Below are 24,177 nucleotides of genomic sequence, written 5' to 3'. Positions count from 1 at the left end.
AATGCTAAGCACTTATGACAAAATAAGAAATTATCGGGGCGACATGACCAATCTGGGAGATCTCGAAATCTTCGCCAAGGTGGCGGCGACGGGCAGCATGTCGCTTGCCGGGCGGGCACTCGGCTTCTCGCCTGCGGTGGTTTCCAAGCGCATCAAGCGGCTGGAAGACCGGCTGGGAACGCGGCTCCTGCAGCGCACGACACGGCAGATCTCGCTCACCGAAGCCGGCCAGGGTTTCTACGACCGGGTGCTCGGCATTCTGGCCGGGCTCGAGGAGGCGGAGTTCTACATTTCCGGGCGCTCGGCGCAGATGCATGGGACGCTGAAGGTCTCGGCGCCGACCTCGTTCGGGCGCATGCATATCGCGCCGCATCTGAAGCGCTTCATGGACGCCCATCCCGACCTTGCAATCAACCTCGTGCTCTCCGACGAGTTCAGCGATATCGTCGGCGGCGGGTTCGATCTGGCGATCCGCATCGCGGAGCTGACCGATTCCAGCCTTGTCGCTCGCCGCCTGGCGCCTGTGCGCCGGGTGCTCTGCGCCTCTCCCGATTATCTCAAGGCGAATGGCACGCCTGACAGCATCGACGATCTCAAGCGGCATCGCTGCCTGCCGGCGCACAATAACGATGTCTGGCGGCTCGAGGGACCTGAGGGCGCGCTGTCGATCCGGCCGGAAGGGATGCTCGTCACCAACTCCAGCGAGGTGATCCGCGAGGCCGTGATTGCCGGCCTCGGCATCGCGCTACGCTCGACCTGGGATATCGGCGCGGAGCTGAAATCCGGGCAGCTGGTGCAGGTGCTGCCTGCCTATGAGGGGTCGCGCAACGTGACGCTGTCGGCCGTCTATCCAAGCCGCCAGTTCCTGCCGGCCAAGGTGCGGCTGTTCATCGATTATCTCGCGGAGCTTTATGGGCCGGTGCCCTATTGGGAACGGTAAGGATCAGTTGGCCAGCCGCTCGATGACGTGATCGAGCAAAGCGCGCAGCCGCGCCATGCGCTTCATGTCGCGGTGATAGCCGACCCAGGTGTCGCGCCCCGGCGGCGGCTCGCCGAGATCGACGCGCTCGATCGCGGCGAGACTGTCGCCAAGCGGACGCGGAAGGACCGCGAGGCCGGCGCCGTTGGCGCAGAGCGTTGCCTGCACATCACGGTTGTTGCTGCGAAGCGCGATCGACGCCTTCGGCAGCAGGCGCTGGAGCCATGAGACATCGGGCATGCCGCCGAAAGCCTCGTCCATGGTGACCAGACGCGCGCCTTCCCCGCCTCCCGCCACCGGATGCGGCAGGCCACGCTTGATGTAAAGGCCATATTCGATGCGCAGCAGCCTGCGGGAGATCACTTCCGGCTCCGTGAAGGGTGCGATGCGGAAGACGAGGTCGGCTTCGCGCCGCGAGAGGCTGAGCAGGCGGCTGTCGGTCAGGAGTTCGACGACGACCTTGGGATAGGCGAGCGAAAACTCGGCGATGACAGGTGCCAGCAGATGGGTGCCGAACCAGTCCGAGGACGAGAGACGCAGGAAGCCGGTGAGGTCGCTGGCGGTGCCGGCCAGCTCGCGCTGCAGGGCAAGCGCCTCCTCCTCGATCCGCTCGGCATGGGCGAAGACCGCCACGCCTTCGTCGGTCAGCACGAAACCATCGGCGGTGCGCTGGAAGAGCGTCTGGCCGAGCGCTGCCTCAAGGGCGCGCAGGCGCCGGCCCATGGTCGGTTGCGTCAGCCCAAGGCTGCGCGCCGCCGCACCCAAGGTGCCGAGCCTGGCAATGGCCAGGAACAGCCTGAGATCGCTCCACTCCATGCTCACCCAAACATTTCTGCATGATCTTCATACGTTATCTATGATTTCCATTCGATCTTCAACGGCGCATCCTCCTTTCACCAACACGAAAGGAGTGTTCCATGTCTTCGAAATCCACGATGAAAGCGCTTGTCGTCGACGCACAGCAGGGCGCGTTTCGCGAGACCGAGATTGCCCGGCCCGAGGCCGCCAAAGGCCAGGTGCTGGTGCACATCCAGGCCAGCGGCGTCAATCCGCTCGACACCAAGATCCGCGCCGGCAACGCCGCCCATGCCCGCCATCCCCTGCCCGCCATACTCGGCATCGACATGGCGGGTATCGTCGAGGCGGTCGGTCCTGATGTGACCGGTTTCCGGCGCGGCGACGCGGTCTACGGCATGACCGGCGGGGTCGGCGGTATTCAGGGGTCGCTCGCCGAGTTCGCGGCTGTCGACGCCGATCTCATCGCGCTCAAGCCGAGCAATCTTTCGATGCGGGAAGCCGCAGCCTTGCCACTCGCGGCGATCACCGCATGGGAAGGGCTTGTGGACCGGGCGAAGGTTTCGAGCGGCCAGCGTGTCCTCGTCATCGGCGGTGCCGGCGGGGTCGGGCATGTCGCGGTGCAGATCGCCCGGGCTGTCGGCGCTGACGTTTACGCGATCGATGGCGCGGCGAAGGCAGATTATCTCCGCGGCCTCGGCGCCACCGCGATCGACCGCGCCGTCGGGACCATCGAGGATCACGTCGCGACCTATACCGCTGGGCGTGGCTTCGATGTCGTCTACGATACGGTCGGCGGCGCCGGGCTCGACATGGCGTTCAAGGCGGTCGGCCGGTTCGGCCATGTCGTGAGCGCGCTTGGCTGGGGCACACATGCGCTGGCGCCGCTCTCGTTCAAGGCAGCGAGCTATTCCGGCGTGTTCACGCTGCTGCCATTGCTTACAGGCGAAGGCCGCGCGCATCACGGCGAGATCCTGCGCGAGGTGACGCGGCTCGCCGAAGCGGGCAAGCTGTTGCCCCGCATGGACAGCCGCCGGTTTTCGCTTGCCGATGTCGCCGAGGCGCACAGGCTGATCGAAAGCCGCGAGGCCGAGGGCAAGCTGGTGGTCGAGATCGATTGATGATCTCGCGCCGGGGCTCTTGCGGCCCCGGCAGCGGCTGGAAAGGCCTACCGCGCCAGATCGAGATAGGCGTTTGCTACCATCGCGTCGATATCCGCAGGGACCGGTACGATGCAGGCTTCGGGGCCCACGCCCCGTTTGGCGACGCGTTCCAGGCAGCGGACCTGCAGGGTGAAGCCTAGGTCCATGGATTCCACCGAGTTCCCAAGCGGGCGCGGGCCGGCGAGGTTGGCCATGTGGCCGCCGCCCAGGATGTGGATGGCGCGGCCGTCCTTCATATGCAGGGTCTCGATACCATCGGCCTCATAGCGGTCGGTCGCGATAACGTCCTCGTGGGCGCGGAAGGCGGCGACGTCGATCTCGTTGGGGAAATGGCCGCCGTTCATGAGGATGGCGCCGTTCTTGATCAGCGGCAGGTCCCTCAAGGTGATGATATCGGGATGGCCGGTGACGGTGACGAGCACGTCGGCGGAGCGGATGGCGTCATCGCGCAGCGGTGTGACGAAACCATCCAGATGCGCTTCGAGCGTGGTGACAGGATCGATATCGACGACGCTCACCTGCGAGAAGGCATTGCGGAAACAGGCGGCCGTGCCCTTGCCGCAGGCGCCATAGCCGAACACGGTGACGCGCTTGCCGTTGGTGGAGCGATTGGTGAAGCGCATGTAGCTCTCGAACAGGCTCTGGCCGACCGCGTGCTTGTTTTCGGCGAACTGCTTGATCGGGCTGTCGTTGATGACGAGGATCGGCATGTTCAGCCTGTCGCGCAGCGGCAGCAGGCGGGTGCGTCCGGAGGTGGTCTCCTCGGTGCCACCAAGGAGATTGGCGTAGGGGCTTTCGGCGGCGATGGCGAAGAGATCGCCGCCGTTGTCGAGCAGCAGATCGGGCTTTTCGGCGACCACAGCAACAAGGCTCTGATGATGCGCGGCGGGATCGGTGGTCTGGGTGGCGAAGACGGTGATGCCCTGGCTGCGCAGATACTCCACCGTTGCCGGCTGGGTGCTGTTCAGGTTGCCGGTGCAGACCAGACGCGCGCCGCCGGCGTTGAGCGTCATCAGAAGTGCCACGGTTTTCGGTTCGAGATGGATGCCGGTGCCGATCGTCAGGCCCTCGAAGGGACGCGTTACGCGGAACTCCGCCGCCGTTGCCTGCAGCAGCCGGCAGCTGCCTCCGATCCAATCGATGCGCGTTGCTTCCGATACCATGAACCATCCTCCTGTTTCGACGCATTGATAAGCCGAATGGCGGGTGGCGACCAAGGATATTTTTTCGCAGAGAGTGGCGACTCATTGCGCCGGATCACCTGCCTCAGCAGGCTTTGAGGGTCTAAATTACCTTCTCAGGATGTTAGCCGGGCAATCTTTTCTGTGGAGAACCGACGCAGAATTGCCAATGTTTGGGGCTATCGGCATGCGGCATCACGTCCCGATTGATTATGACGAAAGTCGATATCATATTAAATGGCACTCGACGTGACGGAAATAGAGCATTCGATGGCGGTTTTTTGAAACCGAAACCAAAACGAAAGGCTCTATTGATAGATATAAAGCCTGAACCGAAAGCAAAACACACACATGGATCGCGCAAGCTTTCCATGAGACACTAATATACGCACCCAACCGATAAAGGTGACCCGACCGTTGAGCCTACTTGCCCGCCTCGCCTCCGATGTCCAGCTGATGTTCCGGCGCCCTCCGCGCCAGCAATATGCTGCGCTCTGCTACCGGACGAAGGGCAAGACCGGCGCGCTTGAGGTGCTGCTTCTGACCAGCCGCGATACCGGCCGCTGGGTGATCCCCAAGGGATGGCCGATGGATGGCAAGACCTCCTACGAGGTCGCCGCCCGCGAGGCTTACGAGGAAGCCGGCGTGCGCGGGACGGTCGAGAGCCAGACGATCGGCTGCTACCACTATCCCAAGGTTCTGAAGAACGGGCTGAAGGTGACCTGCAAGGTTCAGGTCTACGTGCTCGAAGTCTCGACGATCGCCAAGAACTTCAAGGAAAAGGGCGAGCGGCGTTACGAGTGGGTTTCCTGCGAAGAGGCCGCCAAGCGCGTCAACGAGCCGGAACTGCGCGATCTCTTCCTGCTCTTCAAACGCCGTATGACGGAGCAACTCGAGCCGCTGGCGCTGCAACAGATTCCGGCTGAATGATTCCTGCCATCTTGCGCTGCTAGAATTCGCGGCGCAAAAGCGGGCCTCAATCACAAGGAACAGCATGGCCGACCGCCCCACCGTCCTCACCAAACGAACGCTCGACAAGGATCTCGACAAGCTCACGCAGGTCGAGGACGCATCGAAATACGTCTCGCGCAAGCTGGTGGCGCCGGGGATCGGCCTCGTCTTTCTCGGCCTCGCCATGCTGTTTGCCGCGATCTACGTCTTCGATCGTCCCGGTGCCGGCCTGGTGATCGCGGCCGCGGCGCTTGCGGCCTACATGGCCATGAACATCGGCGCGAACGACGTGACCAACAACGTTGGCGCTGCCGTCGGCGCGCGCGCCATGACCATGGGTCAGGCGCTTGTCATCGCCGCTATCTTCGAAATCCTCGGCGCGACGATATCGGGTGGCGCCGTGGTGAAGACGATCTCGTCGAGTATCGTCGACGCATCGCAGATCCCGCCCGCCACGCTCTCCTGGATCATGATGGCCGCGCTGATGGCAGCCGCACTCTGGATCAACCTCGCGACATGGCTGCACGCGCCCGTTTCGACCACGCACTCGATCGTCGGCGCGGTGATCGGCGCCGGCGTCGGCGCGCTCGGGCCGGGGCCGGTCAACTGGCGCGTCCTGGCGGAGATCACCTCCAGCTGGATGACCTCGCCGCTGATCGGCGGCGTGATTGCCGCCGGCATGCTCTATCTCGTCAAGACGCTGATCATCTACCGCGAGGACAAGATTACCGCGGCCAAACGCTGGGTGCCCGTGCTCATCGCGCTCATGGTTGGTGGCTTCGCCGCCTACATGATCCTGCAGCTTGAAAGCACCAATGCGTTCTCGGCGTCGACGATCATCCTGCTCGGCATTGCCGCGGGCGTGGCCGGCTGGCTGGTGGCGCGGCCGCTGGTCAATATGCGGGCGCAGGGGCTGGAGAACCGCAACAGCTCGCTGCGGGTGCTGTTCCAGATGCCGCTGATCGGTGCGGCGGCGCTTCTCTCCTTCGCGCACGGCGCCAACGACGTGTCCAACGCCGTCGGCCCGCTTTCGGCAATCGTTCGTGTATCCTTCGAACAGCCACTCGTGCGCGGACTGGCTCCGCCGCTCTGGGTGATGCTGATCGGGGCGCTCGGCATTTCGGTCGGTCTGCTGCTCTTCGGGCCACGCCTGATCCGCCTCGTCGGCGAGCAGATCACCAAGCTCAATCCGATGCGCGCCTATTGCGTGGCGATGGCGACGGCCTTCACCGTCATCGTCGCATCCTGGCTCGGGCTACCGGTCAGTACCACGCATATCGCTGTCGGTGCGGTGTTCGGCGTCGGCTTTTTCCGCGAATGGTACACCCGCAACTCCAAGCGCCGGATCGAATACATGCGCCGCAAGGCCGAGGTCTGGATGCTGGAGGAGCCTGACGATCCCAACACCCACGAGGTGCGCAGGCGCCGGCTGGTGCGGCGTTCGCACTTTATGACGATCATCGCCGCCTGGGTCATCACCGTGCCGGCATCCGCCGCGCTTGCGGCCGCGCTCTATTGGGTTATGGTCGCGCTCTTCGTTTAGCCAGGACATTTCGATGCGCGCCAATTTCAGAATGCAACGGCTGTTTGTCGCCGCTCCCCTCTCCAAAGGTGTGGCGGCGGAGGCGACGCCGGACCAATACAATTACCTCGCCAATGTGCTGAGGATGGGCGATGGCGCCGAAATCCTCGTCTTCAACGGCCGCGACGGCGAGTGGAAGGCAAAGCTTTCGCTGCCGACCCGCAAGCGCATCATGATCGTGCCCGAGAAGCAGACGCGGCCGCAGCCGGAATCCTCCGACCTGCATTATCTCTTCGCACCGCTGAAAGTCGGGCGGCTGGATTATCTCGTGCAGAAGGCAGTGGAGATGGGCGCCGGCGTGCTGCAGCCTGTCATGACGCAGCATGTGCAGGGCAAGATCAACAATCTCGACAAGCTGCGCGCCAATGTCATCGAGGCGGCCGAGCAATGCGGCATTCTCGGCATCCCCGAGGTCGCCGAGCCGGTGCGGCTCTTCGACATGCTCGACGGATGGTCGAGCGACCGGCGGATCATCTATTGCGACGAGGGCGATGCCGGACAAAACCCGCTGCCGATCCTGTCGGCGGTAAAGGAGCGCAAGCTGGCGCTGCTCGTCGGGCCCGAGGGCGGCTTTTCCGAGGACGAGCGCGCGCGCCTGCGCAGCCTCGATTTCGTGACCGCCATTCCGCTCGGGCCGAGAATATTGCGCGCCGATACCGCAGCCGTCGCCGCCATGGCAGTGATACAGGCGGCACTCGGCGACTGGAACAAATAGCCGCGTTGGCAACAGGCCACAGTTGCTGGTATTTTTTTGATGGCTGGTTGAAACAATTTCACTTGCAACATACGTGCCAGCGGTCCTAATCACCCTTCCTACTGTCCGGATACTTTCCGGGCGTTTCCCGAATACAGGTTACTTGAATGGCTCGCGATACCACCGACCAGACCCCGCTCTCTTCGGTTCAGGAGCTGACCGATTATCTTGCGGCGGGAAACAAGCCGGAAGAGAAGTTCCGCATCGGCACCGAACATGAGAAGTTCGCCTTCTTCCGCGCCGACAACAGCCCGGTTCCCTATTTCGGCGAGAACAGCATTTCCGGCCTGTTGAAGGGTCTGGAAGCGAAGAGCGGCTGGGAGCCGATCCTCGACGGCGAGAACATCATCGGCCTTGCCGAGCCATCGGGCATGGGCGCGATCTCGATCGAGCCGGGCGGGCAGTTCGAGCTCTCGGGCGCGCCGCTGGAAAACATCCACCAGACCTGCAAGGAATCCAACGCGCATCTGGCGGTGCTGCGCGAAATCGCCGAACCGATGGGCATCCGCTTCCTTGGCATCGGCGGCAGCCCGAAGTGGACGCTCGCCGAGACGCCCGTCATGCCGAAGTCGCGTTATGGCATCATGAGCCGCTACATGCCGAAGGTCGGCACGCAGGGTCTCGACATGATGTACCGGACCTGCACGATCCAGGTGAATCTCGACTTCTCGTCGGAAGCCGACATGCGCAAGAAGATGCGTGTTTCGATGAAGCTGCAGTCGCTGGCAACGGCGCTGTTTGCCTCCTCCCCCTTTACCGAAGGCAAGCTCAACGGGCTGCAGTCCTGGCGCGGCGATATCTGGCGCGACACGGACAACAACCGCTCGGGCCTGCTCGACTTCACCTTCCGCGACGATTTCGGCTTCAACGACTATGTGGAATGGGCGCTCGATGTGCCGATGTACTTCATCGTCCGCGACGGCCGCTACAAGGACTGTACCCACATCACCTTCCGTCAGTTCATGAACGGCGCGCTGAAGGGCGAGATCGCCGCCTGGGAGCCGACGATGGGCGACTGGACCAACCATCTCTCGACGCTGTTCCCCGACGTGCGCCTGAAGCGCTTCCTCGAGATGCGCGGCGCCGATGGCGGCCCGTGGCGCCGCATCTGCGCGCTGCCGGCCTTCTGGGTTGGCCTGCTCTACGACGCAACGGCACTCGAGGCTGCCGACCAGCTGACCAAGGACTGGGGCTTCGACGAGGTGAACGCACTGCGCAACGCGGTGCCGGCCGAGGGGCTGAAGGCCGCATTCCGTGGCCACACGCTTTACGATACGGCGCGCGACGTGCTTGCCATTTCCAAGGCGGGCCTCAAGGCGCGCGGCAAGCTCAACAGCGAAGGCCAGGACGAGACGATCTTCCTGTCGCCGCTCGATGAGGTCATGGCCAAGAAGGCGACGTTGGCGGAAGACCTGCTGGCGCTCTACAACGGCCGCTGGAACGGTTCGGTCGAGCCTGTGTTCACCGAGTATCAATACTAAAGGCAGCCACTAAGCCCTTCTGCAAAAAGCGGTTTGCGCATTCCTTTTTCCGGCTATAGTGACGCGATCATGCGTCGCGAACCGGGAAAGGGCTTTTCCATGCTGCCACTCTTCGACATGATGATGCAGGCGCAGAACGGCGCGGCGATGGACGCGATCTCAAAGCAGTTCAACCTGGCGCAGGAACAGGCGACGCAGGCGATGGCCGCGCTGATGCCGGCTTTCTCGGCCGGGCTGAAGCGCAGCAGCAGCAACCCTTACGATTTCATGGGCCTGATGCAGGCGGTGTCGTCAGGCAACTATGCCAAGTATTTCGAGGACATGAGCAAGGCATTCACGCCGCAGGGGATTTCCGACGGCAACGACATCCTGGCGCAGCTCTTCGGCTCCAAGGACGTGTCGAGGGCAGTGGCGGCGCAGGCCGCGCAGATGACCGGGATCGGCCAGGAAATCTACAAGCAGATGCTGCCGATCATGGCCGGCACGCTGATGGGCGGGCTGTTCAAGCAATCGATGGGGCAAATGAACGCGCCGGTGAACCCTTTCGTCAACACGGCGATGGGCGAGAGCATCCAGCAGTGGCTGCAGGCAACCGGCTTCGCGCCGAAGCAGGCGCCAACGCCGGCACCGAGCATTTTCGACAACCCATTCACGCAGGCGATGCAGCTGATGTTCAGCGCGCCGAAGCCGGAGCCCGAAAAGCCGGCACCGGCCAATCCGTTCCTCGACAATCCCTTCACCAAGGCATTCCAGGAAATGATGGGCAGCTTCGCCCAGCCCGCGCCGCAGAAGCCGGCGGAAACGCCGAAGGCCAGCGAAAAGGCGGAAAAGGCGCCCGAGGCCTCCAGCTACATGGACATGCTGAACACCATGTTCGACAGCGGGCTCGAAGTGCAAAAGGGCTACCAGAAGAACATGGAGGCGATCTTCGAGAGCTATATGCCGAAGACGCCGCCCTCTTCCCCCAAGCCATAAAACGCGCATAAAAAAACCCGGAGACGACTGGGAGGTCGGCACCGGGCAAGAGGCAGGGTTATTGGCTATCACCCTGCGGGGAAAACTGGTTTCGGCTCAATCCTGATTGAGCCGATGAAGCGAATTACGGCCGCGATTGCGCGCGGACCGCGTCAGCTGATCCGACGGATCCTCGAAGAAGGTCGAGGCCAGGAAGGCCGCGTCGAGATCGGCCCGGGAAAGGCCGATATCCTTCAGCTGGTTGTCGTCGAGTTCGTGCAGCGCGTTGATCTCCATACGATTGCGAAACACGCGCAGTACGGATGCCAGCGTTGCGAAACCGGCGACGAGACGCTGCGAATAGGTCTTGGTCGCGGGGTTGCAGTCGAGTTCTAATATCCGGTCTGTCGTGCGCATGGGATGATCCTTTCATGGGCGCGCAACAACCCGCCCTTTCCGCGCGATCAGGCACGGAGAGGCAAGTTGGTTTTCGAGCGGACAGGCCGATTTGCCTGGCCATCACTTTGATTGATTTGCAGCCACAAGATGCCAAAGGGCTATTGATCAGTCCAACGAATGTTTCTAATGATTATCATCAGAGATGTTTATAGGTGAGAACCATGGCCGCGCCTCTTGATATTGACCAGCTGCAGACCTTCATCGCCATCATCGATTCCGGCAGCTTCACCAAGGCCGCCGACCGGGTCTACAAGACGCAATCCGCCGTTTCGATGCAGATGCGCCGCCTCGAGGAGCGGATCGGCAAGCAGCTGTTCATCAAGGACGGCCGCGGCAACCGGCTGTCCGTCGAGGGCGAGAAGCTGCTCAACTATGCTCGCCGCATCATCCGCCTCAACAACGAAGCGATCGCAGCCTTCGACGATAACCGGCTCGAGGGCACGCTCAGGATCGGCACGCCCGACGACTATGCCGAGCGCTACATGCCGGAGATCATCGGCCGCTTCGCCAAGACGCATCCGAATGTCGAGCTCTATATCGTCTGCGAGCCGTCGGTCGATCTGGCCGAGCGCATGCACAGGGGCGAACTCGACATCGCGCTGGTGACGCATAATCCGCGCGTGCGCATGTCGGACGTGGTGCGGACCGAGCCGCTCTGCTGGGTCGGCTCGGCCAACCATCCGATCCGCGACGATGCGCCGGTGCCGCTCGCCGTCGGCCGCCGTGACTGTCCCTGGAGACAGACCGCCATAGCTGCGCTCGACGCGGGCGGGCGCGAACATCAGATCCTGTTCACCAGCTGGTCATGCACCGTCATCGCGGCGGCGGTTCTCTCCGGGCTTGCTGTTTCGACCATGCCGGAATCGGCGCTACGCACCGGCATGAAGGTGCTGACCCAGGCGGACGGCTTCCCAGCGCTCCCCCCGGTGCAGATCGGCATCATGAAGCGGCCGGGCGTTTCGATCTCGCTGATGAACGCGATCACCGCACACATCACCGCCTGCCTCGACAACATCACGCCTGCCGTGGTGGAGGACAATCTCGATGCGGAGGTGAAGGGCACTTACGTACGCGCCCAGCCGCGCCTGAAGGTCGCAAACACGGTGACCAGCTGGTAATTGGCACCAGCTGGTAATCCGCATCATCAGCCGACCAGCTCCGCGGGCATGGCTGTAAAGAAGGACGTGCGCACGAGGCATTTGCATTCCTGCAGGATGCGTGCGGCGAAGAAGGGATCGCTCGTGACAGCGAGCCTGACCGACGAACCGATCAGGTGGCTGAACAGATAGGTGCGCGCCTCGGTATCGACATCGCTGAGCTCTGGCGCGATGCGCTGGGCGGTTTCGCGAAAGATCCTGGCGATGCGGCTGTTGTGCTCCACATTCAGCTGCGAGAGGTCCTGATCGGTCTCCGTGCCGAGCCAGATTCCAAGGCTTGCGGCATCGTTGCGATAGTCCTCATAGTGCCAGTCGATGGTTGCCTCGAGCACATCGAGGGCTTCCGGCACCGATTGCACCGACGCGAAGGCGTCCGCAACCCTTACGCGGATGGCCAGCGAGTGGCGGTCGAACAGCGCTTTGACGATCGCCGCCTTCTCGGGGAAATACTGATAGACCGAGCCGATCGGCACATTGGCGGCGACCGCGAGCTCCGTCATGCGCATCGCGCCGACACCCTTGGCCGCAATCAGCTCCGAGGCGGCGGACAAGATCAGGTCCAGCCTCTGAATACTGCGTTCCTGTTTCGGCTTCCTGCGGAGGCCAATGCGATCGAAGCTCCCGACGTTCATGTCGTTCCCCATCCCTCTTATTCGCAGACCGGACATTGCCCAAAACCGGCCCTTTTGGCCGATATGACATGCAGGTCTTCATGAGGCGTAAACAGGATAGGTTGTATTTTATCGACAGGTAAAAGCTCAACCAAATCGAGGTGATACGCCCTGATTTGGTCAGTTTTTCGAGGGTAAATTTACGCAGTTTTTGGGGAAAGAACGCGTCGCATGGCGTGTAAGGCGCTGCCGTTACTCCCGGCATCAGCAAGGCCGATTCGCGGGGAGCGAGTTGGCCGGCTCAGCCGTTCGGGAACATTATCCACACCGCAAGCCAGACCCACATGACGCCGAGCACGAGATAGCCGGCGGCAAAGAGCGGGCTGCGGTAGCGCAGATTGTTGCTGGTGACGTGGACGAAGGCGTGGACATAGCGCAAGGCGACGAAAATCCAGGCAAGCACGAGCGCGATCAGATTGTCGGCTTCGGTCATGTAGAGAAGGATGCAGCAGGCGTAGAACAGCACCGGCAGTTCGTACTGGTTGGCGAGGCTGTTCTTGACGATCAGGCTCTCGGTCGGCTCGCCACGGTTTTCGCGATAGTCGGATGCACGCACCTTGCCTGACTTCAGCATCTTCTGGCGGCGATAGCCGAGGAGCATGTAGAGCAGATAGACCAGCGCCGCATGGGCGATGATGGGCCAGAACATCTCATAGCCTGTCATTCCGGTCATACGCTCGTCTCCTTAGCCAGTTTTCTTTTGGTGCCAGAGCTTTAGAGCAAACGAACCGAGGTTTCCAGTGTCGGCTTGGCCAGTGGCGTCAGCGATCCGTCGGCGGCACGATGCGGTAGACGAGGAAGCGCAGGATGACGATGACGCAGACGGTCAGGCTCGCGAATTTGAGGCTCGACGCCCATGGCAGTAAAGCTGGGGCGAAGCTCCACTCGGCGCCGCCGGCGAAGAGGTTGTCGGTCAGGATGTTCTCGGCATAGTCGGAGAAGCCGTAGAGGAAGGGCAGCGCATAGATCGCGGCGATCATCAAGGGATGCATCGGACGATTGAAGTAGCGGCCTGCGGGGCGCAGCTTGGCGAGAACAGTGAACAGGAACGCCGTCAGCACGAACGGCAGGATCAGATCGGGCCCGCGATGCATGGCGACAAGCAAGTCGCGCGCTTCCGGCTTTCGCTCAAACAAGCCGCGCATGGCGTCGATATCGCTCGCATCATAGCGACCCAGCCGCGCTTCGAGCATCGCGGCGTGGGTCATATCCTGAAACGGCAGGACGTAGCCCAAGAGCATCCAGATGAAGACGCCGAGGGAGATGGCCGCGAGCAGCGCGACGACCGAGGTCGGAATACGGCTGCTCGCGTCGTTCATCAGGCGCCGGAACCCGGGTAGTTCGGGCTTTCGCGAGTGATGGTGACGTCGTGCGGATGGCTTTCACGCAGGCCGGCGCCGGAGATGCGCACGAAGGTGGCGCGTTCCTGGAAGTCCTTGAGGTCCTTGCCGCCGACATAGCCCATGGCAGCCTTCAGGCCGCCAGCGAGCTGATGCAGAACTCCGGAGACCGGGCCCTTGTAGGGAACCTGACCTTCGATGCCCTCGGGAACGAGCTTGAGGGTGTCGCGCACTTCCGCCTGGAAGTAGCGGTCCGCCGAGCCGCGGGCCATGGCGCCAACGGAGCCCATGCCGCGATAGGCTTTGAAGGAACGACCCTGGTAGAGGTAGACTTCGCCCGGGCTTTCATCGGTACCGGCGAGTAGCGAACCGATCATGACGGCGGATGCGCCGGACGCGATCGCCTTGGCGACGTCGCCGGAGAACTTGATGCCGCCATCGGCGATGACAGGAACATCCTGGGCGCGGGCCGCTTCGACCGCCGACATGATGGCGGCGAGCTGCGGGACGCCGACGCCTGCGACGATGCGGGTCGTGCAGATCGAGCCCGGGCCGATACCGACCTTGACGGCATCAGCACCTGCATCGATCAGCGCCTTGGTGCCATCGGACGTCGCGACGTTGCCGGCCATGACGCGGACGGAGTTGGAGAGCTTCTTGACGCGCGCGACGGCGTTCAGAACGCCCTGCGAGTGGCCGTGCGCGGTATCGACGACGAGCAGGTCGACGCCAGCCTCGATCAGGCGCTCGGCGCGCTCGAAGCCATCGTCACCAACGCCGACGGCGGCGGCGGCGCGAAGGCGGCCCTGCGCATCCTTGGAGGCGTTCGGGTTGAGCTGCGACTTCTCAATGTCCTTGACGGTAATGAGACCGACGCAACGACCTTCGCCATCGATCACCAGCAGCTTTTCGATGCGGTGGGCGTGCAGCAGACGCTTGGCTTCCTGCTGGTCGACGGTTTCCTTGACGGTGACGAGGCCCTCACGGGTCATCAGCTCATAGATCTTCTGGGCGGGATCGGAGGCGAAGCGGACGTCGCGGTTGGTGAGGATGCCGACGAGGCGGCCGGACTTCTCGACGACAGGAATACCGGAGATGCTGTGGATCTTCATCAGCGCCAGCGCATCGGCGAGCGTCGCATCCGGGCCGATGGTGACAGGGTTGACGACCATGCCGCTTTCGAACTTCTTGACCTGGCGGACCTGCTCGGCCTGCTCGATCGGGGTCAGGTTCTTGTGAATGACGCCGAGGCCGCCGGCCTGCGCCATGGCGATCGCGAGCCGGCTTTCGGTGACCGTGTCCATGGCGGACGAGATAATGGGGATGTTGAGTTCGAAATCGGTGGCAATGCGCGTCGCGACGCTGGTCTGGCCCGGAAGGACGTCGGAGTGACCAGGCTGCAGCAGCACGTCATCGAAGGTGAGTGCGTCTAAACCGGTCGGCGTTTCAATGATGCGAGCCATGGCCAATTCCTTATAAAAGAAAAATGCACCCTCACCCGGAACGTCTTATCCGCACCGGCGATGTGTAAGGTTGCTTTGGAAGTTGGCGAGGGCTGGTACCACGTCTATGGCGTTAAGGGAATAGTAAAAAATGTGGCCGGTCGTGGGTGGCGTGAGCGTGAGGCTGGCGGGCTGCTGCTACGGTTTGGCGCACCGAACGCGCGCCGGCTAACGTTCAGCGCTTCCCTCCCCGCGTCCTCATCCCTGTGCTTGTCACAGGGATCCAGCGCACTCAAGTCCTTGAGCGCAATGGACTCTTCCGGCCGCGCCGACGGGCGTCGGCTGGATTCCTGTGACGAGCACAGGAATGAAGGTGGAGAGAGACTGGCGCGCTTTCCCGCGGAGAAACGTACGCCGAAAACACGACAAGCCCGGCGCGGTGGCCGGGCTTGGTATGGCTGCCATGCAGCAGGATCAGAGGTCGAACTGGTAGGTCTTTGGAACGAAGCGGTAGCCGCTTTCGTAAACTTCCGCATAGCCGACAGCCGGGAAAGGCATGTGGTAGCCGAGGAACGGCACCTTGTCGGCTGCGATCATGTCGAACACCTTCTTGCGGGTGGCAGCAGCGCCCGCCTTGTCCATGTCGAAGCGGACTTCCCAGGTCGGGTTCTGCAACGACAGGATATAGTGGTTGGCGGTATCGCCGGTGGCGACCAGGCGCTTTCCGTCCGACTCGATGTTGAAGATCATGTGGCCGGGCGTGTGGCCGGGGGCCATCATCGCGGTGATGCCGGAGGCGATCGTGTCACCCTCGCCGATGAAGGTCATCTTTTCGGCAAGCGGCGCGACATTGGCGAGCACCGCCTTGTGGCCGCCTTCGGCCGGCGTTCCCTCGCGGGCCTTGTCGGTCCAGAAGTCGTACTCGGTCTTGCCGGCGACATAGCGGGCCTTGGCGAAGGCCGGCTTGCCACCTTCCATCAAGCCGCCGATGTGGTCGCCATGCAGATGGGTGAGTGCGACGATGGTGATGTCGTCGGTCGAGTAGCCGGCGGCCTTGAGGCCGGCTGCGAGCTGGCCGTTGCCCTTGGCGCGGCCGCTTTCGCCGAAGCCGGTATCAACAAGGATCACGTCCGAGCCGGTATCGACCACGAAGGGCGCGAAGGTGTTGACGAACTTGTCCGTCGGCAGGAAGTTCTTGGCGAGCAGCGCCTGAACGGTTTCCGGCGTCTGGTTGGTGCCGAAGGTTTCATTCGGCTTTTCGCCGACCACGCCACCGTCCTTGACGACGGTGAACTTGAAGGAGCCGAGCTTGAACTGATTGAACTGGGGCTGCGTTGTCGCATCCATCTTGGTGTTGTCTCCGGTTGCGGCCATCACGGCCGTCTCTTTCAAAATCATCGGCGCGGCCAGCAGGCCAACGCCTGCCGCTACAAACGCGCGCCTGTTCATCCCCATCGAAATCGCCATGTTCCATCCTTTGCAATAACGCACGGCGCATTGGCGCGCCGCCCCCATCGTCATGACGGACCACCCTTTATCGCAATCCGCCGAAACGAACATATGTCAATTCCGCGCGTTGAAATCCCTGAACCATCCGTGTCACGCAGACGTGATGCATTCGCATTTCCTAAGATGAATGCGCACTTGGCAGACGCCGGTGCGAGGACTAAAGAGCAGTGGCTTTCCGAGCCGCCTTTGCTAGACCCCCAAGGCTTTCGCGCATGAACCGCATCGTTCCCCTGATCCTTGCCGTCGCGCTCTTCATGGAGCAGATGGATTCCACCGTCATCTCGACCGCGCTGCCGGCGATCGCCAACGACCTGCATGTCGGGCCGATCACGCTGAAGCTGGCGCTGACATCCTATATGGTGTCGCTCGCCGTCTTCATCCCGATCAGCGGCTGGATGGCGGACCGGTTCGGCGCCAAGCGCATCTTCCGCCTCGCCATCTGCGTCTTCGTCGTCGGCTCCATCTTCTGCGCGATCTCATCCGGCCTGATCGAATTCGTCGTCGCCCGCTTCCTGCAGGGCATGGGCGGAGCGATGATGACGCCGGTCGGCCGCCTGGTGCTGTTGCGCACCACCAAGCGCAGCGATCTCGTCTCGGCCATGGCGCTGCTCACCATTCCGGCGCTGGTCGGGCCGCTCGCGGGACCGCCGCTCGGCGGCTTCATCACCACCTATTTCACCTGGCACTGGATATTCCTGATCAACGTGCCCGTCGGCATTATCGGCGTGTGGCTGGCGACGATCTTCCTGCCCGAGGTCGAGGCGACGGCGCCGCCGAAACTCGATATCACCGGCTTCGTGCTCACCTCCTTTGCCGCAGCCGGCGTGGTCTTCGGCCTCTCTGTCGTCAGCCTGCCGGCACTGCCGCCGATCATCGGCATCGCGGCGACCGCCATCGGCATCGTCTGCGGCGCGCTTTATGTACGCCATGCGAGACGGCACCCGGCACCGATCCTCAATCTGCAGCTCTTCAAGAACCCGACCTTCCGGGCATCGACGACAGGGGGCACGCTGTTTCGCATCTGCATCGGCGCCATGCCTTTCCTGACGCCGCTGATGCTGCAGCTCGGTTTCGGGCTGACGCCGTTCCAATCCGGCCTCATCACGTTCGCCGGCGCGATCGGCGCGATCACCACGAAATTCATGGCCAAGCGAGTGTTCGCGGCCGTGGGCTTCCGCTCGACGCTGTTGACGGCGGCGGGCGTGACCACACTGGTGACTGTGACCACCGGCTTCTTCACGCCGACCACGCCGCATCTCGTCATTATTCTGGTGCTTCTGATCGGCGGCTTCTCGCGCTCCTTCTTCTTTACCGGCGTCAACGCTCTTGCCTATGCCGACATCGACGACGCGCAGGCGAGCCAGGCGACCTCGATGAGCTCCGTGATGCAGCAGATCAGCCTGGCGCTCGGCGTGGCCGTGGCCGCAGCGATCCTGGAGACCTCGATCTTCATTCGCGGCGAAGCGCTGCAGGCGGTGGACTTCCACATTGCCTTCTACGTGATTGCGCTGATGACCGTGGTCGCGACCATCCCCTTCATCCGCATGGACAAGCATGCCGGCGCGCTGGTCTCCGGCCATCGCGTCAAGCCGCTCGCGGCAACGGTGCTGGACGCGGAACAGCAGGCCGTGAAGTAAGCGTCCGCGACGTTTATTCGGCGGCCGGCTCAGGCGCCTCGCAGACGGCGCTCAGCTTGTTGCCATCGGGATCGCGCACATAGGCGGCATAGAAATTGGCATGGAAGGGGCGCAGGCCCGGCTCGCCCTCGCTGACGCCGCCGGCTGATATCGCCGCGCGATAGAAGGCATCGACATCCGCCCGGGTTTCGGCCGCGAGCGCAATCATGGTGCCATTGCCATTCGATGCACGGCGGCGGTTGAAGGGTGTGACGATCCACAGCCGACAGCGGATATCGCCATCGGCGGCGTAGCCGATCTCTTCTTCCGAATAGCGCTGGCGGCGGTAGCCCAGCACGGGGAGCACGACATCATAGAAATGCCGGGCCTGGTCGATGTCGTTGGTTCCGAGCGTGACGTAAAGCAGCATTGATATCCGCGGTCATTCCGGTCTTGGCCCAATGATGGGCTGTCTTGGGCCCGCCGGAACGGTCCCGGGAGTGTCATACTCCACCCGGAATGGCCCCGAAATCAAGCCTCGGTTTCGTCGGCCTGATGTTTGCGTCCTTTGAAGCCCTTGGCGAGCAGGAACATCTCAACGGATTCGGCGCGCGAGGAGGCCGGCTTGACGTGGACGACCTGCTTGAAATTCTGCTTCAGCAGATTGAGCAGGTCCTTTTCCGTGCCGCCCTGGAAGGTCTTGGCCAGGAAGTGACCGCCCTCGCCCAGAACCTCGATGGCGAAATGCGCGGCCACTTCGCACAGATGCATGGTGCGCAGATGGTCCGTTCTGTGGTGGCCCGTGGTCGGCGCCGCCATGTCGGAGATGACGAGATCGGGCGTGCCGCCAACCGCTTCCATCAGCTGGTCAGGCGCCGTCGGATCGAGGAAGTCGAGCTGCAGGATCTTGACGCCGGGGAGCTGCGCCATCTCCAGGAAGTCGATGGCCGCGACGCGGATGTCCTCATCCGTCGAGCCGGTGACCTTGGCGGCGATCTGCGACCAACTGCCCGGTGCGGCGCCGAGATCGATGATGCGGCGCGCGCCCTTCAGGATGCCGTGCTTCTCGTCGATCTCCAAAAGCTTGAAGGCGGCGCGGGCGCGGTAGCCTTCGAGCTGGGCGCGCTGCACATAGGGATCGTTGATATGGCGCTGCAGCCACTGGCGCGAGGACGCCTTCATCTTCTTGTTCTTGACGCGCTGGCCGAGCTTGCGGCCGGTGCGGTTGCCCGCAATGGTTGGCTTGGTCATAGCTGATCCCCTATTTGCCGCACTTACTTGCCGCGCTGACCGCGGCGGTGGCGATGGCGCCGCCAGACGCCGTCATCCGCCATCATGTCGGTGAGAAGGCCTTCCCTCAAGCCACGATCGGCAACGCGCATGCGCGGGCTCGGCCAACGGCGGCGAATGGCCTCGAGAATGGCGCATCCGGCGAGCACCAGATCGGCGCGATCAGGCCCGATGCAGGGATTGGCGGCGCGGCTGGCGAAATCCCACGAAAGAAGCTTCGCCTGCATGGCCGAGACCTCATCATCGGACAGCCAGATGCCATCGACCTTGCGCCTGTCGTAGCGCGGCAGATCGAGATGGACGCCGGCAAGCGTGGTGACCGTGCCCGAGGTGCCGATCAGGTGGAAATCGCCGAGATCGCCATCGATGACGGGGCAATCGAAGCCGGAGAGCATGCCCTCGACCTCAAGCACCATGCCTTCGAAAACATCCGGCGTGACATCGCGGCCGCCGTGGCGCTCGGACAGTGTCACGACGCCGACGGGAAGCGAGGTCCAATGGGTGATATGATTGGCAAGCCGGCTGAAGCGGCTGTCGCCGATGCGGATAACCGCAATCTCGGACGAGCCGCCGCCGATATCGAAGAGCACGACGGAGCGCGTCTCGCGGCCAACCAGCGAGGAGCAGCCGGAGACGGCGAGCCGCGCCTCGGTCTCGCGATCGATGATCTCTAGTTCAAGCCCGGTCTCCGCAACAACGCGCTGAAGGAACTCCTCGCCGTTGCTTGCCTGGCGGCAGGCCTCGGTGGCGATCAACCGCATGCGGCGGATCTCGCGGTTCTTCAGCTTGCCGGCGCAGACGCGCAGCGCATCGACGGCGCGATCCATTGCGTCGTCGGACAGACGCCCGCTCGCAGCCAGCCCCTCGCCGAGGCGCACGATGCGCGAGAACGCGTCGACGACACGGAACTGGCCCGGACGGGTCGGCTGCGCGATCAAAAGGCGGCAATTGTTGGTGCCGAGGTCGAGTGCGGCGTATAGCTCATCCGGCCAGGGATGGGCGGAAGCGGGCCGTTCGCCGCGCTCCTGATGATGACGCTGGACGCGATTGTCGTTTTCGCCGCGCGCTTCCTGGGCGGGACCACGGCCGACATTCGGCTGATTCGCAGGCGCCTGCGCGGGCTGATGGCCTGATGGCTTTGTCTGCGCCAGCGGTCGGCCCTGCAGGCCGCGCTTGCCGCGATGCTTGCGACGGCCGCGCTTTCCCGAAGCCGCGTCGCCATCATGCGCTAGCGCGCGATTGGCGGATGCGGCCTGATCACCCTGTTGCTGCTGTCTTGGAGCACCCTCGCCCGACGCACCGGAACCGCGACGGCGGCGCTTGCGCTTGCGGGCCGATGTCTCGGCCGCAATGTCCGTTGGACGTGCATCCATTGGGCGCGCTGCCTCGCCGGCAATGCCGGAGGGGGCATGCGAAGCGGCCTGAGCTGCATTGCGGGATTGCCCGCCACGCTTGCCCTTGCGGCGCCTGGATTTCTTGCCATCCTTGCGCGCTGCCGCCGACGCCCCGTCAGATTGCGGCTTAAAGCCGCCTTCGGGGTCTTCCACGTTGTTTTTCCACCGCGCCGCGCAAGTCCTGAAGGATGAACTCCTTGAGGTATGCTGCTGGCGCTCGTTCGATTTTGCGTTGGCGCGAAGATACCAGCGCTCGGCCAAAACGACAAATTCTTTTTCCCAACCCTCAAGAATCCGCCTTTTCCAACACTCCACAGCGCCGCTCAATTTTTTTTCAAACAGCTATTTGCATTCCGCGATGATTTGGTTATAAGCGCCGCACAGCAGCCAAGCACGCTTCGGCAGCGACTGCTGGGGAATAGTTCAATGGTAGAACGACGGACTCTGACTCCGTTAATCTTGGTTCGAGTCCAGGTTCCCCAGCCAATCACTTTCATCAACGAAATCAACGGATTACCTCGCTGGACACGCAACATCTCGGTTGATTTCTTGTTGCGTCATGTTGCAAGCTAGTCGCCTTGGTTTCCAGCGGTTTCCAATGATGCACGGCAAATCCACGCAACATGGAATGCAACATGCTGGACCGGTGTTTTCACGGGACTAGCGATGGACACGGAAAAACTCCCTTATTGGCCCGCCGCCTTGAACAGGAAGCTTGCCGCAGCCTACTGCGGGCTTTCGACAGAGACTTTCGGCAAGATCTGCCCCATCAAGCCCATCTCCTTAACCGGCTCATCGCGGGGTGACCGTTATTTACGCCAACGGCTGGATGAGTGGCTGGTGTCACTCGACCCTAACGAGCCAGCCGCAGAGAGCATCAAGCAGTCGCTTTCGTGGCAATCGGATCGGGAGAGCCGCTCCTCTTGGGTGGAGTTGGAATATGGAGCGCCAGAGCCGGCCAAAGGTGCCGGCGGATATCCAATCGTCGACGACAAAAACAACCCGGTCAGGCAGTGGTATGATCAGCTTGGCTTCGATCCCCGCACAATGGGGCAAGACGACATGAAGAGGCTGATGGATGAGAACCATCAGAAATGGGCAGCAGCTCTTATTGGAACCCCACTCGGGAAGCGTGAACGGGTAGCTTTGAGCCAGTTGGCTGCGCATCTCCCTAATCAGCCAATCCCCGGCGCCGCGATCAAGAACTGCGGGCCCGATACCGGCGACCGTTTGGAGGCGCGCGGGTTCTTGGAGATCCACTCCGTACCGGATGACCCAAGGCGACTATCTCACTACGTACTGACAGATGAAGGCTTAAAGGCCTGGCAAAAACTGCAGGATGAGGCTTAGTCGAAATGACGAGAGCGACGTTCCGCCAAGCCGACCTCGAGCGGATAATGAAAGCCGCGAAAAGAACTGGTTCGATCGTTCAGATCGACCTCCGGACAATGGTTGTCTCGGTATTGCCCCAGAGCGGGAGCGTGCCAGTTACTGATCCGACAGCAAAGTTTGCTCCAGATGGTGAAGAGAACTGGGATTGATCACGTGAGCGAACCGATAGACGCTAGGGAAGCACTGCTTGCGCTGCTCAAAGAGCGCGGGCTTGAACCCGGCGTGCCGCTCAGCCTCTACGAGGTCGGGCCGCCCCTTGTCGGGCAAGGCATCAGCCAGGACACCATAGTCGACGTTCTCTATTCCCTGAAGGATGAGGGCGTCATTGATCTGCCTGGCAACCGGCTAGTTCTCTTGATTGATTTAAACGACAGTCAGTCCTGACTAGCCGGCAGCTTGCTACGCGTACTCGCGCGACCGCGGAACATCGAGAAGGTGAGGAGGTTCTGTATCTGCAATTGCTAAGGAGCCAGGCATGCAGATGCATCAACCGACCGTACGATTAGCTCTGTTGTTGCGGGCCCTGAACTGCAGTTCGTTTGAAGAGCTTCCGTGGCAAGTAGGTAGGAAGACCGTTAACGCCGCTGCTGATGCAGGCCTGGTAGAGGTTGAGCCTGATTCAATGCAACGTTTACGACCACGATGCAGACTTACCGAGCTCGGCGCCCTTTACATCGAAGAGAATCGGTTCGTGTTTGAATGACGTGGAAATCGTTCGTCCCGCCCAAGCAAACGCCAAGAAGTCAGATGGGAGAAACTTAAATCGTATTCGCTCGCATTAAAACATTAGGTCATTTGCATAAGTAGGCATACTGTCGGTTGTCGGCCTATCGTTCCCGGGCAGAGCCGATTGGGAGATTTTATGTGCTCTTGCCTGAAGGTAGGAGCACAATTGTGATGGTTATAACCCTCAGCGACACGACATCCACGGATCCAGCATTCACGATTGCCGAAGATTACATCAAGAACCCCAATCCACCGCGAGCACAGAGTAAACTACACAGGTTCGCGATAGTTGGCGTTCCCGAGAGCGAACGGGTTCACTTTAAATTCCATTCGATGCGCGATTTCCGCCGTCTTCAAGTCGTCCTTGATCATTTCGCCAAGAATGCGGGCGGAAAAAAATCGTGACCGCGCCACCTTCATTTGAATGCTTGGCTCTAGATGAGAGGCAATCCATCATCCGGGCGCTAGCCCGCAGGCTTCAGAATTCAGCATGTATTGCCAAGCTTGATGAAGATCCAGTATGGCGGTTACTTCTGGGTCTTAGTGTTCGGCTAGCAGGATGCTGCGAAGAGGTGGCTGCAGATCCTGGCCGTGCGCGCGATGTAGTCGAAAAGTCTCTCAAACTCCTGAGCGAATTCGAGTTACGACGCCCCCAGCGATCAAGCAATGATGGGTTAGCAACCAAGACGCGACATTGAGCCTTCGAGAAAGTAAACGCGATGTTTGGGAGTGTCATGCATGGGAACGCCGAAAAACGGTGCACCAGGTAAGCCGGGTCTACCGGGCAAGCCTGGGAGTGGGCAAAATCCAGGAAAAGCCGGGTTGGGTGGCGCCGGTGGGAAGCCAGGAAAGTCGTCGCGGTGATGGGAGGAACCGGCTACCTCTTCGGTGACGCGGATCTGTCAGCAGAGGCTTATGAGGCTGTGGCGCCTAAGCTGCTTGAGATCGATCAGCGCTACGGCTCCAGGCAGCACTTGATCTCCGAGATTGCCGAATACCTGGTTTCGATCGGGCGATATTCGCCGCCGCTGATCCCCGATATGGCGTCTCGAAACTTCCGCTGACGCCAGGTCGCACTTGCCTCACGTATGATATCCGAAAAACCTTGCGTCTATGCCCTCGCGCGCACGCGCGTACTGCTCCCGAAATAGACCTAAAACGTCCTCATTTTTCGAGATGCTATAGCGCTCGCAGCCAGCCTCGCGTGCGCGCGCGTACTTGGTCCGGAAATTCAAAATCACTGCCTCGATGTCAGGTTTTGTCAGGTCCTGCCTCGCGCGCGTGCGCGTACTGGTCGCGAAATTCCCGAGGTGTTGCCATCATGGCAATACCTTCAAGCCG

24 protein-coding genes and 1 tRNA gene are annotated in these 24,177 nt (G+C 62.1%); 14 read left to right on the top strand and 11 right to left on the bottom strand.

Annotated elements, in window-relative coordinates:
* Window positions 1-43: 43 nt before the first annotated feature.
* Complete coding sequence (locus J5286_RS04240) at window positions 44-940, top strand: LysR family transcriptional regulator (RefSeq protein WP_209189264.1); 897 nt, start codon at window positions 44-46, stop codon at window positions 938-940.
* Window positions 941-943: 3 nt separating this feature from the next.
* On the opposite strand, the gene J5286_RS04235 is transcribed toward J5286_RS04240, so the two are convergent.
* Window positions 944-1,795, bottom strand: coding sequence for a LysR family transcriptional regulator (locus tag J5286_RS04235; RefSeq protein ID WP_209189612.1), 852 nt, complete (start codon window positions 1,793-1,795; stop codon window positions 944-946).
* Between the two features lie 101 nt (window positions 1,796-1,896).
* On the opposite strand from J5286_RS04235, the gene J5286_RS04230 reads away from it, so the two are divergent.
* Entirely contained in the window at window positions 1,897-2,895 is a 999-nt protein-coding gene (locus J5286_RS04230; protein WP_209189263.1) for a zinc-dependent alcohol dehydrogenase family protein, read from the top strand.
* A 47-nt stretch (window positions 2,896-2,942) separates the two neighbouring features.
* Here the strand turns inward: J5286_RS04230 and J5286_RS04225 are convergent, their stop codons facing one another.
* Complete coding sequence (locus tag J5286_RS04225) at window positions 2,943-4,100, bottom strand: adenosylhomocysteinase (protein ID WP_209189262.1); 1,158 nt, start codon at window positions 4,098-4,100, stop codon at window positions 2,943-2,945.
* Window positions 4,101-4,535: 435 nt separating this feature from the next.
* Here J5286_RS04225 and J5286_RS04220 point away from each other — a divergent pair, with 435 nt between their 5' ends.
* The 5 genes from J5286_RS04220 to J5286_RS04200 all read left to right on the top strand — a co-directional run bounded on the left by J5286_RS04220 (window position 4,536) and on the right by J5286_RS04200 (window position 9,861).
* Window positions 4,536-5,048 carry an NUDIX hydrolase gene (locus tag J5286_RS04220; RefSeq protein ID WP_209189261.1) on the top strand — a complete coding sequence of 171 codons (513 nt, stop codon included), beginning with the start codon at window positions 4,536-4,538 and terminating at the stop codon, window positions 5,046-5,048.
* Window positions 5,049-5,112: 64 nt separating this feature from the next.
* Window positions 5,113-6,612, top strand: a complete 1,500-nt coding sequence (locus J5286_RS04215) for an inorganic phosphate transporter (protein WP_209189260.1) — start codon at window positions 5,113-5,115, stop codon at window positions 6,610-6,612.
* 13 nt (window positions 6,613-6,625) lie between these two features.
* The gene (locus tag J5286_RS04210) at window positions 6,626-7,366 is read left to right on the top strand and encodes a 16S rRNA (uracil(1498)-N(3))-methyltransferase (protein ID WP_209189259.1); all 741 of its coding nucleotides are present in this window, start codon (window positions 6,626-6,628) and stop codon (window positions 7,364-7,366) included.
* Between the two features lie 146 nt (window positions 7,367-7,512).
* Window positions 7,513-8,886: a glutamate--cysteine ligase gene (locus J5286_RS04205; RefSeq protein ID WP_018898536.1), complete on the top strand. Its 1,374-nt coding sequence runs from the start codon at window positions 7,513-7,515 to the stop codon at window positions 8,884-8,886.
* A gap of 99 nt (window positions 8,887-8,985) precedes the next feature.
* Window positions 8,986-9,861, top strand: coding sequence for a DUF937 domain-containing protein (locus tag J5286_RS04200; RefSeq protein ID WP_209189611.1), 876 nt, complete (start codon window positions 8,986-8,988; stop codon window positions 9,859-9,861).
* A 96-nt stretch (window positions 9,862-9,957) separates the two neighbouring features.
* Here the strand turns inward: J5286_RS04200 and J5286_RS04195 are convergent, their stop codons facing one another.
* Window positions 9,958-10,257 carry a DUF1127 domain-containing protein gene (locus J5286_RS04195; protein ID WP_113009985.1) on the bottom strand — a complete coding sequence of 100 codons (300 nt, stop codon included), beginning with the start codon at window positions 10,255-10,257 and terminating at the stop codon, window positions 9,958-9,960.
* 203 nt (window positions 10,258-10,460) lie between these two features.
* Between J5286_RS04195 and J5286_RS04190 the strand changes: the two genes are divergently transcribed.
* Window positions 10,461-11,417 (top strand): LysR substrate-binding domain-containing protein, encoded by a 957-nt coding sequence (locus J5286_RS04190; protein ID WP_209189258.1) that lies wholly within the window; start codon window positions 10,461-10,463, stop codon window positions 11,415-11,417.
* A 26-nt stretch (window positions 11,418-11,443) separates the two neighbouring features.
* Here the strand turns inward: J5286_RS04190 and J5286_RS04185 are convergent, their stop codons facing one another.
* The 5 genes from J5286_RS04185 to J5286_RS04165 form a co-directional block, all read right to left on the bottom strand.
* Complete coding sequence (locus tag J5286_RS04185; RefSeq protein ID WP_209189257.1) at window positions 11,444-12,088, bottom strand: TetR/AcrR family transcriptional regulator; 645 nt, start codon at window positions 12,086-12,088, stop codon at window positions 11,444-11,446.
* A gap of 280 nt (window positions 12,089-12,368) precedes the next feature.
* The gene (locus J5286_RS04180) at window positions 12,369-12,791 is read right to left on the bottom strand and encodes an MAPEG family protein (protein ID WP_209189610.1); all 423 of its coding nucleotides are present in this window, start codon (window positions 12,789-12,791) and stop codon (window positions 12,369-12,371) included.
* A gap of 97 nt (window positions 12,792-12,888) precedes the next feature.
* Entirely contained in the window at window positions 12,889-13,446 is a 558-nt protein-coding gene (locus J5286_RS04175; protein WP_209189256.1) for a hypothetical protein, read from the bottom strand.
* The gene (guaB, locus tag J5286_RS04170) at window positions 13,446-14,930 is read right to left on the bottom strand and encodes an IMP dehydrogenase (protein ID WP_018898529.1); all 1,485 of its coding nucleotides are present in this window, start codon (window positions 14,928-14,930) and stop codon (window positions 13,446-13,448) included. The genes J5286_RS04175 and guaB overlap by 1 nt, the downstream gene beginning before the upstream one ends.
* 453 nt (window positions 14,931-15,383) lie before the next feature.
* A complete protein-coding gene (locus tag J5286_RS04165; protein WP_209189255.1) occupies window positions 15,384-16,376 on the bottom strand; it encodes an MBL fold metallo-hydrolase in 993 nt (330 codons plus the stop codon).
* A 254-nt stretch (window positions 16,377-16,630) separates the two neighbouring features.
* Between J5286_RS04165 and J5286_RS04160 the strand changes: the two genes are divergently transcribed.
* A complete protein-coding gene (locus J5286_RS04160) occupies window positions 16,631-18,055 on the top strand; it encodes a DHA2 family efflux MFS transporter permease subunit (protein ID WP_209189254.1) in 1,425 nt (474 codons plus the stop codon).
* 13 nt (window positions 18,056-18,068) lie between these two features.
* Here J5286_RS04160 and J5286_RS04155 read toward each other — a convergent pair whose 3' ends face one another.
* The 3 genes from J5286_RS04155 to J5286_RS04145 form a co-directional block, all read right to left on the bottom strand.
* Window positions 18,069-18,464: a VOC family protein gene (locus tag J5286_RS04155; RefSeq protein WP_112979921.1), complete on the bottom strand. Its 396-nt coding sequence runs from the start codon at window positions 18,462-18,464 to the stop codon at window positions 18,069-18,071.
* 101 nt (window positions 18,465-18,565) lie between these two features.
* Window positions 18,566-19,285: an RlmE family RNA methyltransferase gene (locus J5286_RS04150; RefSeq protein WP_112944595.1), complete on the bottom strand. Its 720-nt coding sequence runs from the start codon at window positions 19,283-19,285 to the stop codon at window positions 18,566-18,568.
* A gap of 23 nt (window positions 19,286-19,308) precedes the next feature.
* Window positions 19,309-20,871: a Ppx/GppA phosphatase family protein gene (locus tag J5286_RS04145; protein ID WP_209189253.1), complete on the bottom strand. Its 1,563-nt coding sequence runs from the start codon at window positions 20,869-20,871 to the stop codon at window positions 19,309-19,311.
* Window positions 20,872-21,130: 259 nt separating this feature from the next.
* Between J5286_RS04145 and J5286_RS04140 the strand changes: the two genes are divergently transcribed.
* The 5 genes from J5286_RS04140 to J5286_RS04120 all read left to right on the top strand — a co-directional run bounded on the left by J5286_RS04140 (window position 21,131) and on the right by J5286_RS04120 (window position 23,900).
* A tRNA-Gln gene (locus J5286_RS04140) sits at window positions 21,131-21,204 on the top strand.
* Between the two features lie 180 nt (window positions 21,205-21,384).
* Window positions 21,385-22,068 (top strand): helix-turn-helix domain-containing protein, encoded by a 684-nt coding sequence (locus J5286_RS04135; RefSeq protein WP_209189252.1) that lies wholly within the window; start codon window positions 21,385-21,387, stop codon window positions 22,066-22,068.
* A 195-nt stretch (window positions 22,069-22,263) separates the two neighbouring features.
* Window positions 22,264-22,494 (top strand): hypothetical protein, encoded by a 231-nt coding sequence (locus J5286_RS04130; RefSeq protein ID WP_209189251.1) that lies wholly within the window; start codon window positions 22,264-22,266, stop codon window positions 22,492-22,494.
* A 513-nt stretch (window positions 22,495-23,007) separates the two neighbouring features.
* The gene (locus J5286_RS04125) at window positions 23,008-23,241 is read left to right on the top strand and encodes a hypothetical protein (protein WP_209189250.1); all 234 of its coding nucleotides are present in this window, start codon (window positions 23,008-23,010) and stop codon (window positions 23,239-23,241) included.
* A 458-nt stretch (window positions 23,242-23,699) separates the two neighbouring features.
* Window positions 23,700-23,900, top strand: coding sequence for a Y4lK-related protein (locus tag J5286_RS04120; protein ID WP_511458190.1), 201 nt, complete (start codon window positions 23,700-23,702; stop codon window positions 23,898-23,900).
* Window positions 23,901-24,177: the final 277 nt, after the last annotated feature.

The sequence above is a fragment of the Rhizobium sp. 16-488-2b genome (assembly GCF_017741815.1).
In the GTDB taxonomy this organism is placed as follows: Bacteria; Pseudomonadota; Alphaproteobacteria; order Rhizobiales; family Rhizobiaceae; genus Rhizobium.
Note: the sequence above shows the minus strand (reverse complement) of the source record. Positions and strands in the feature narration are given on the sequence as shown.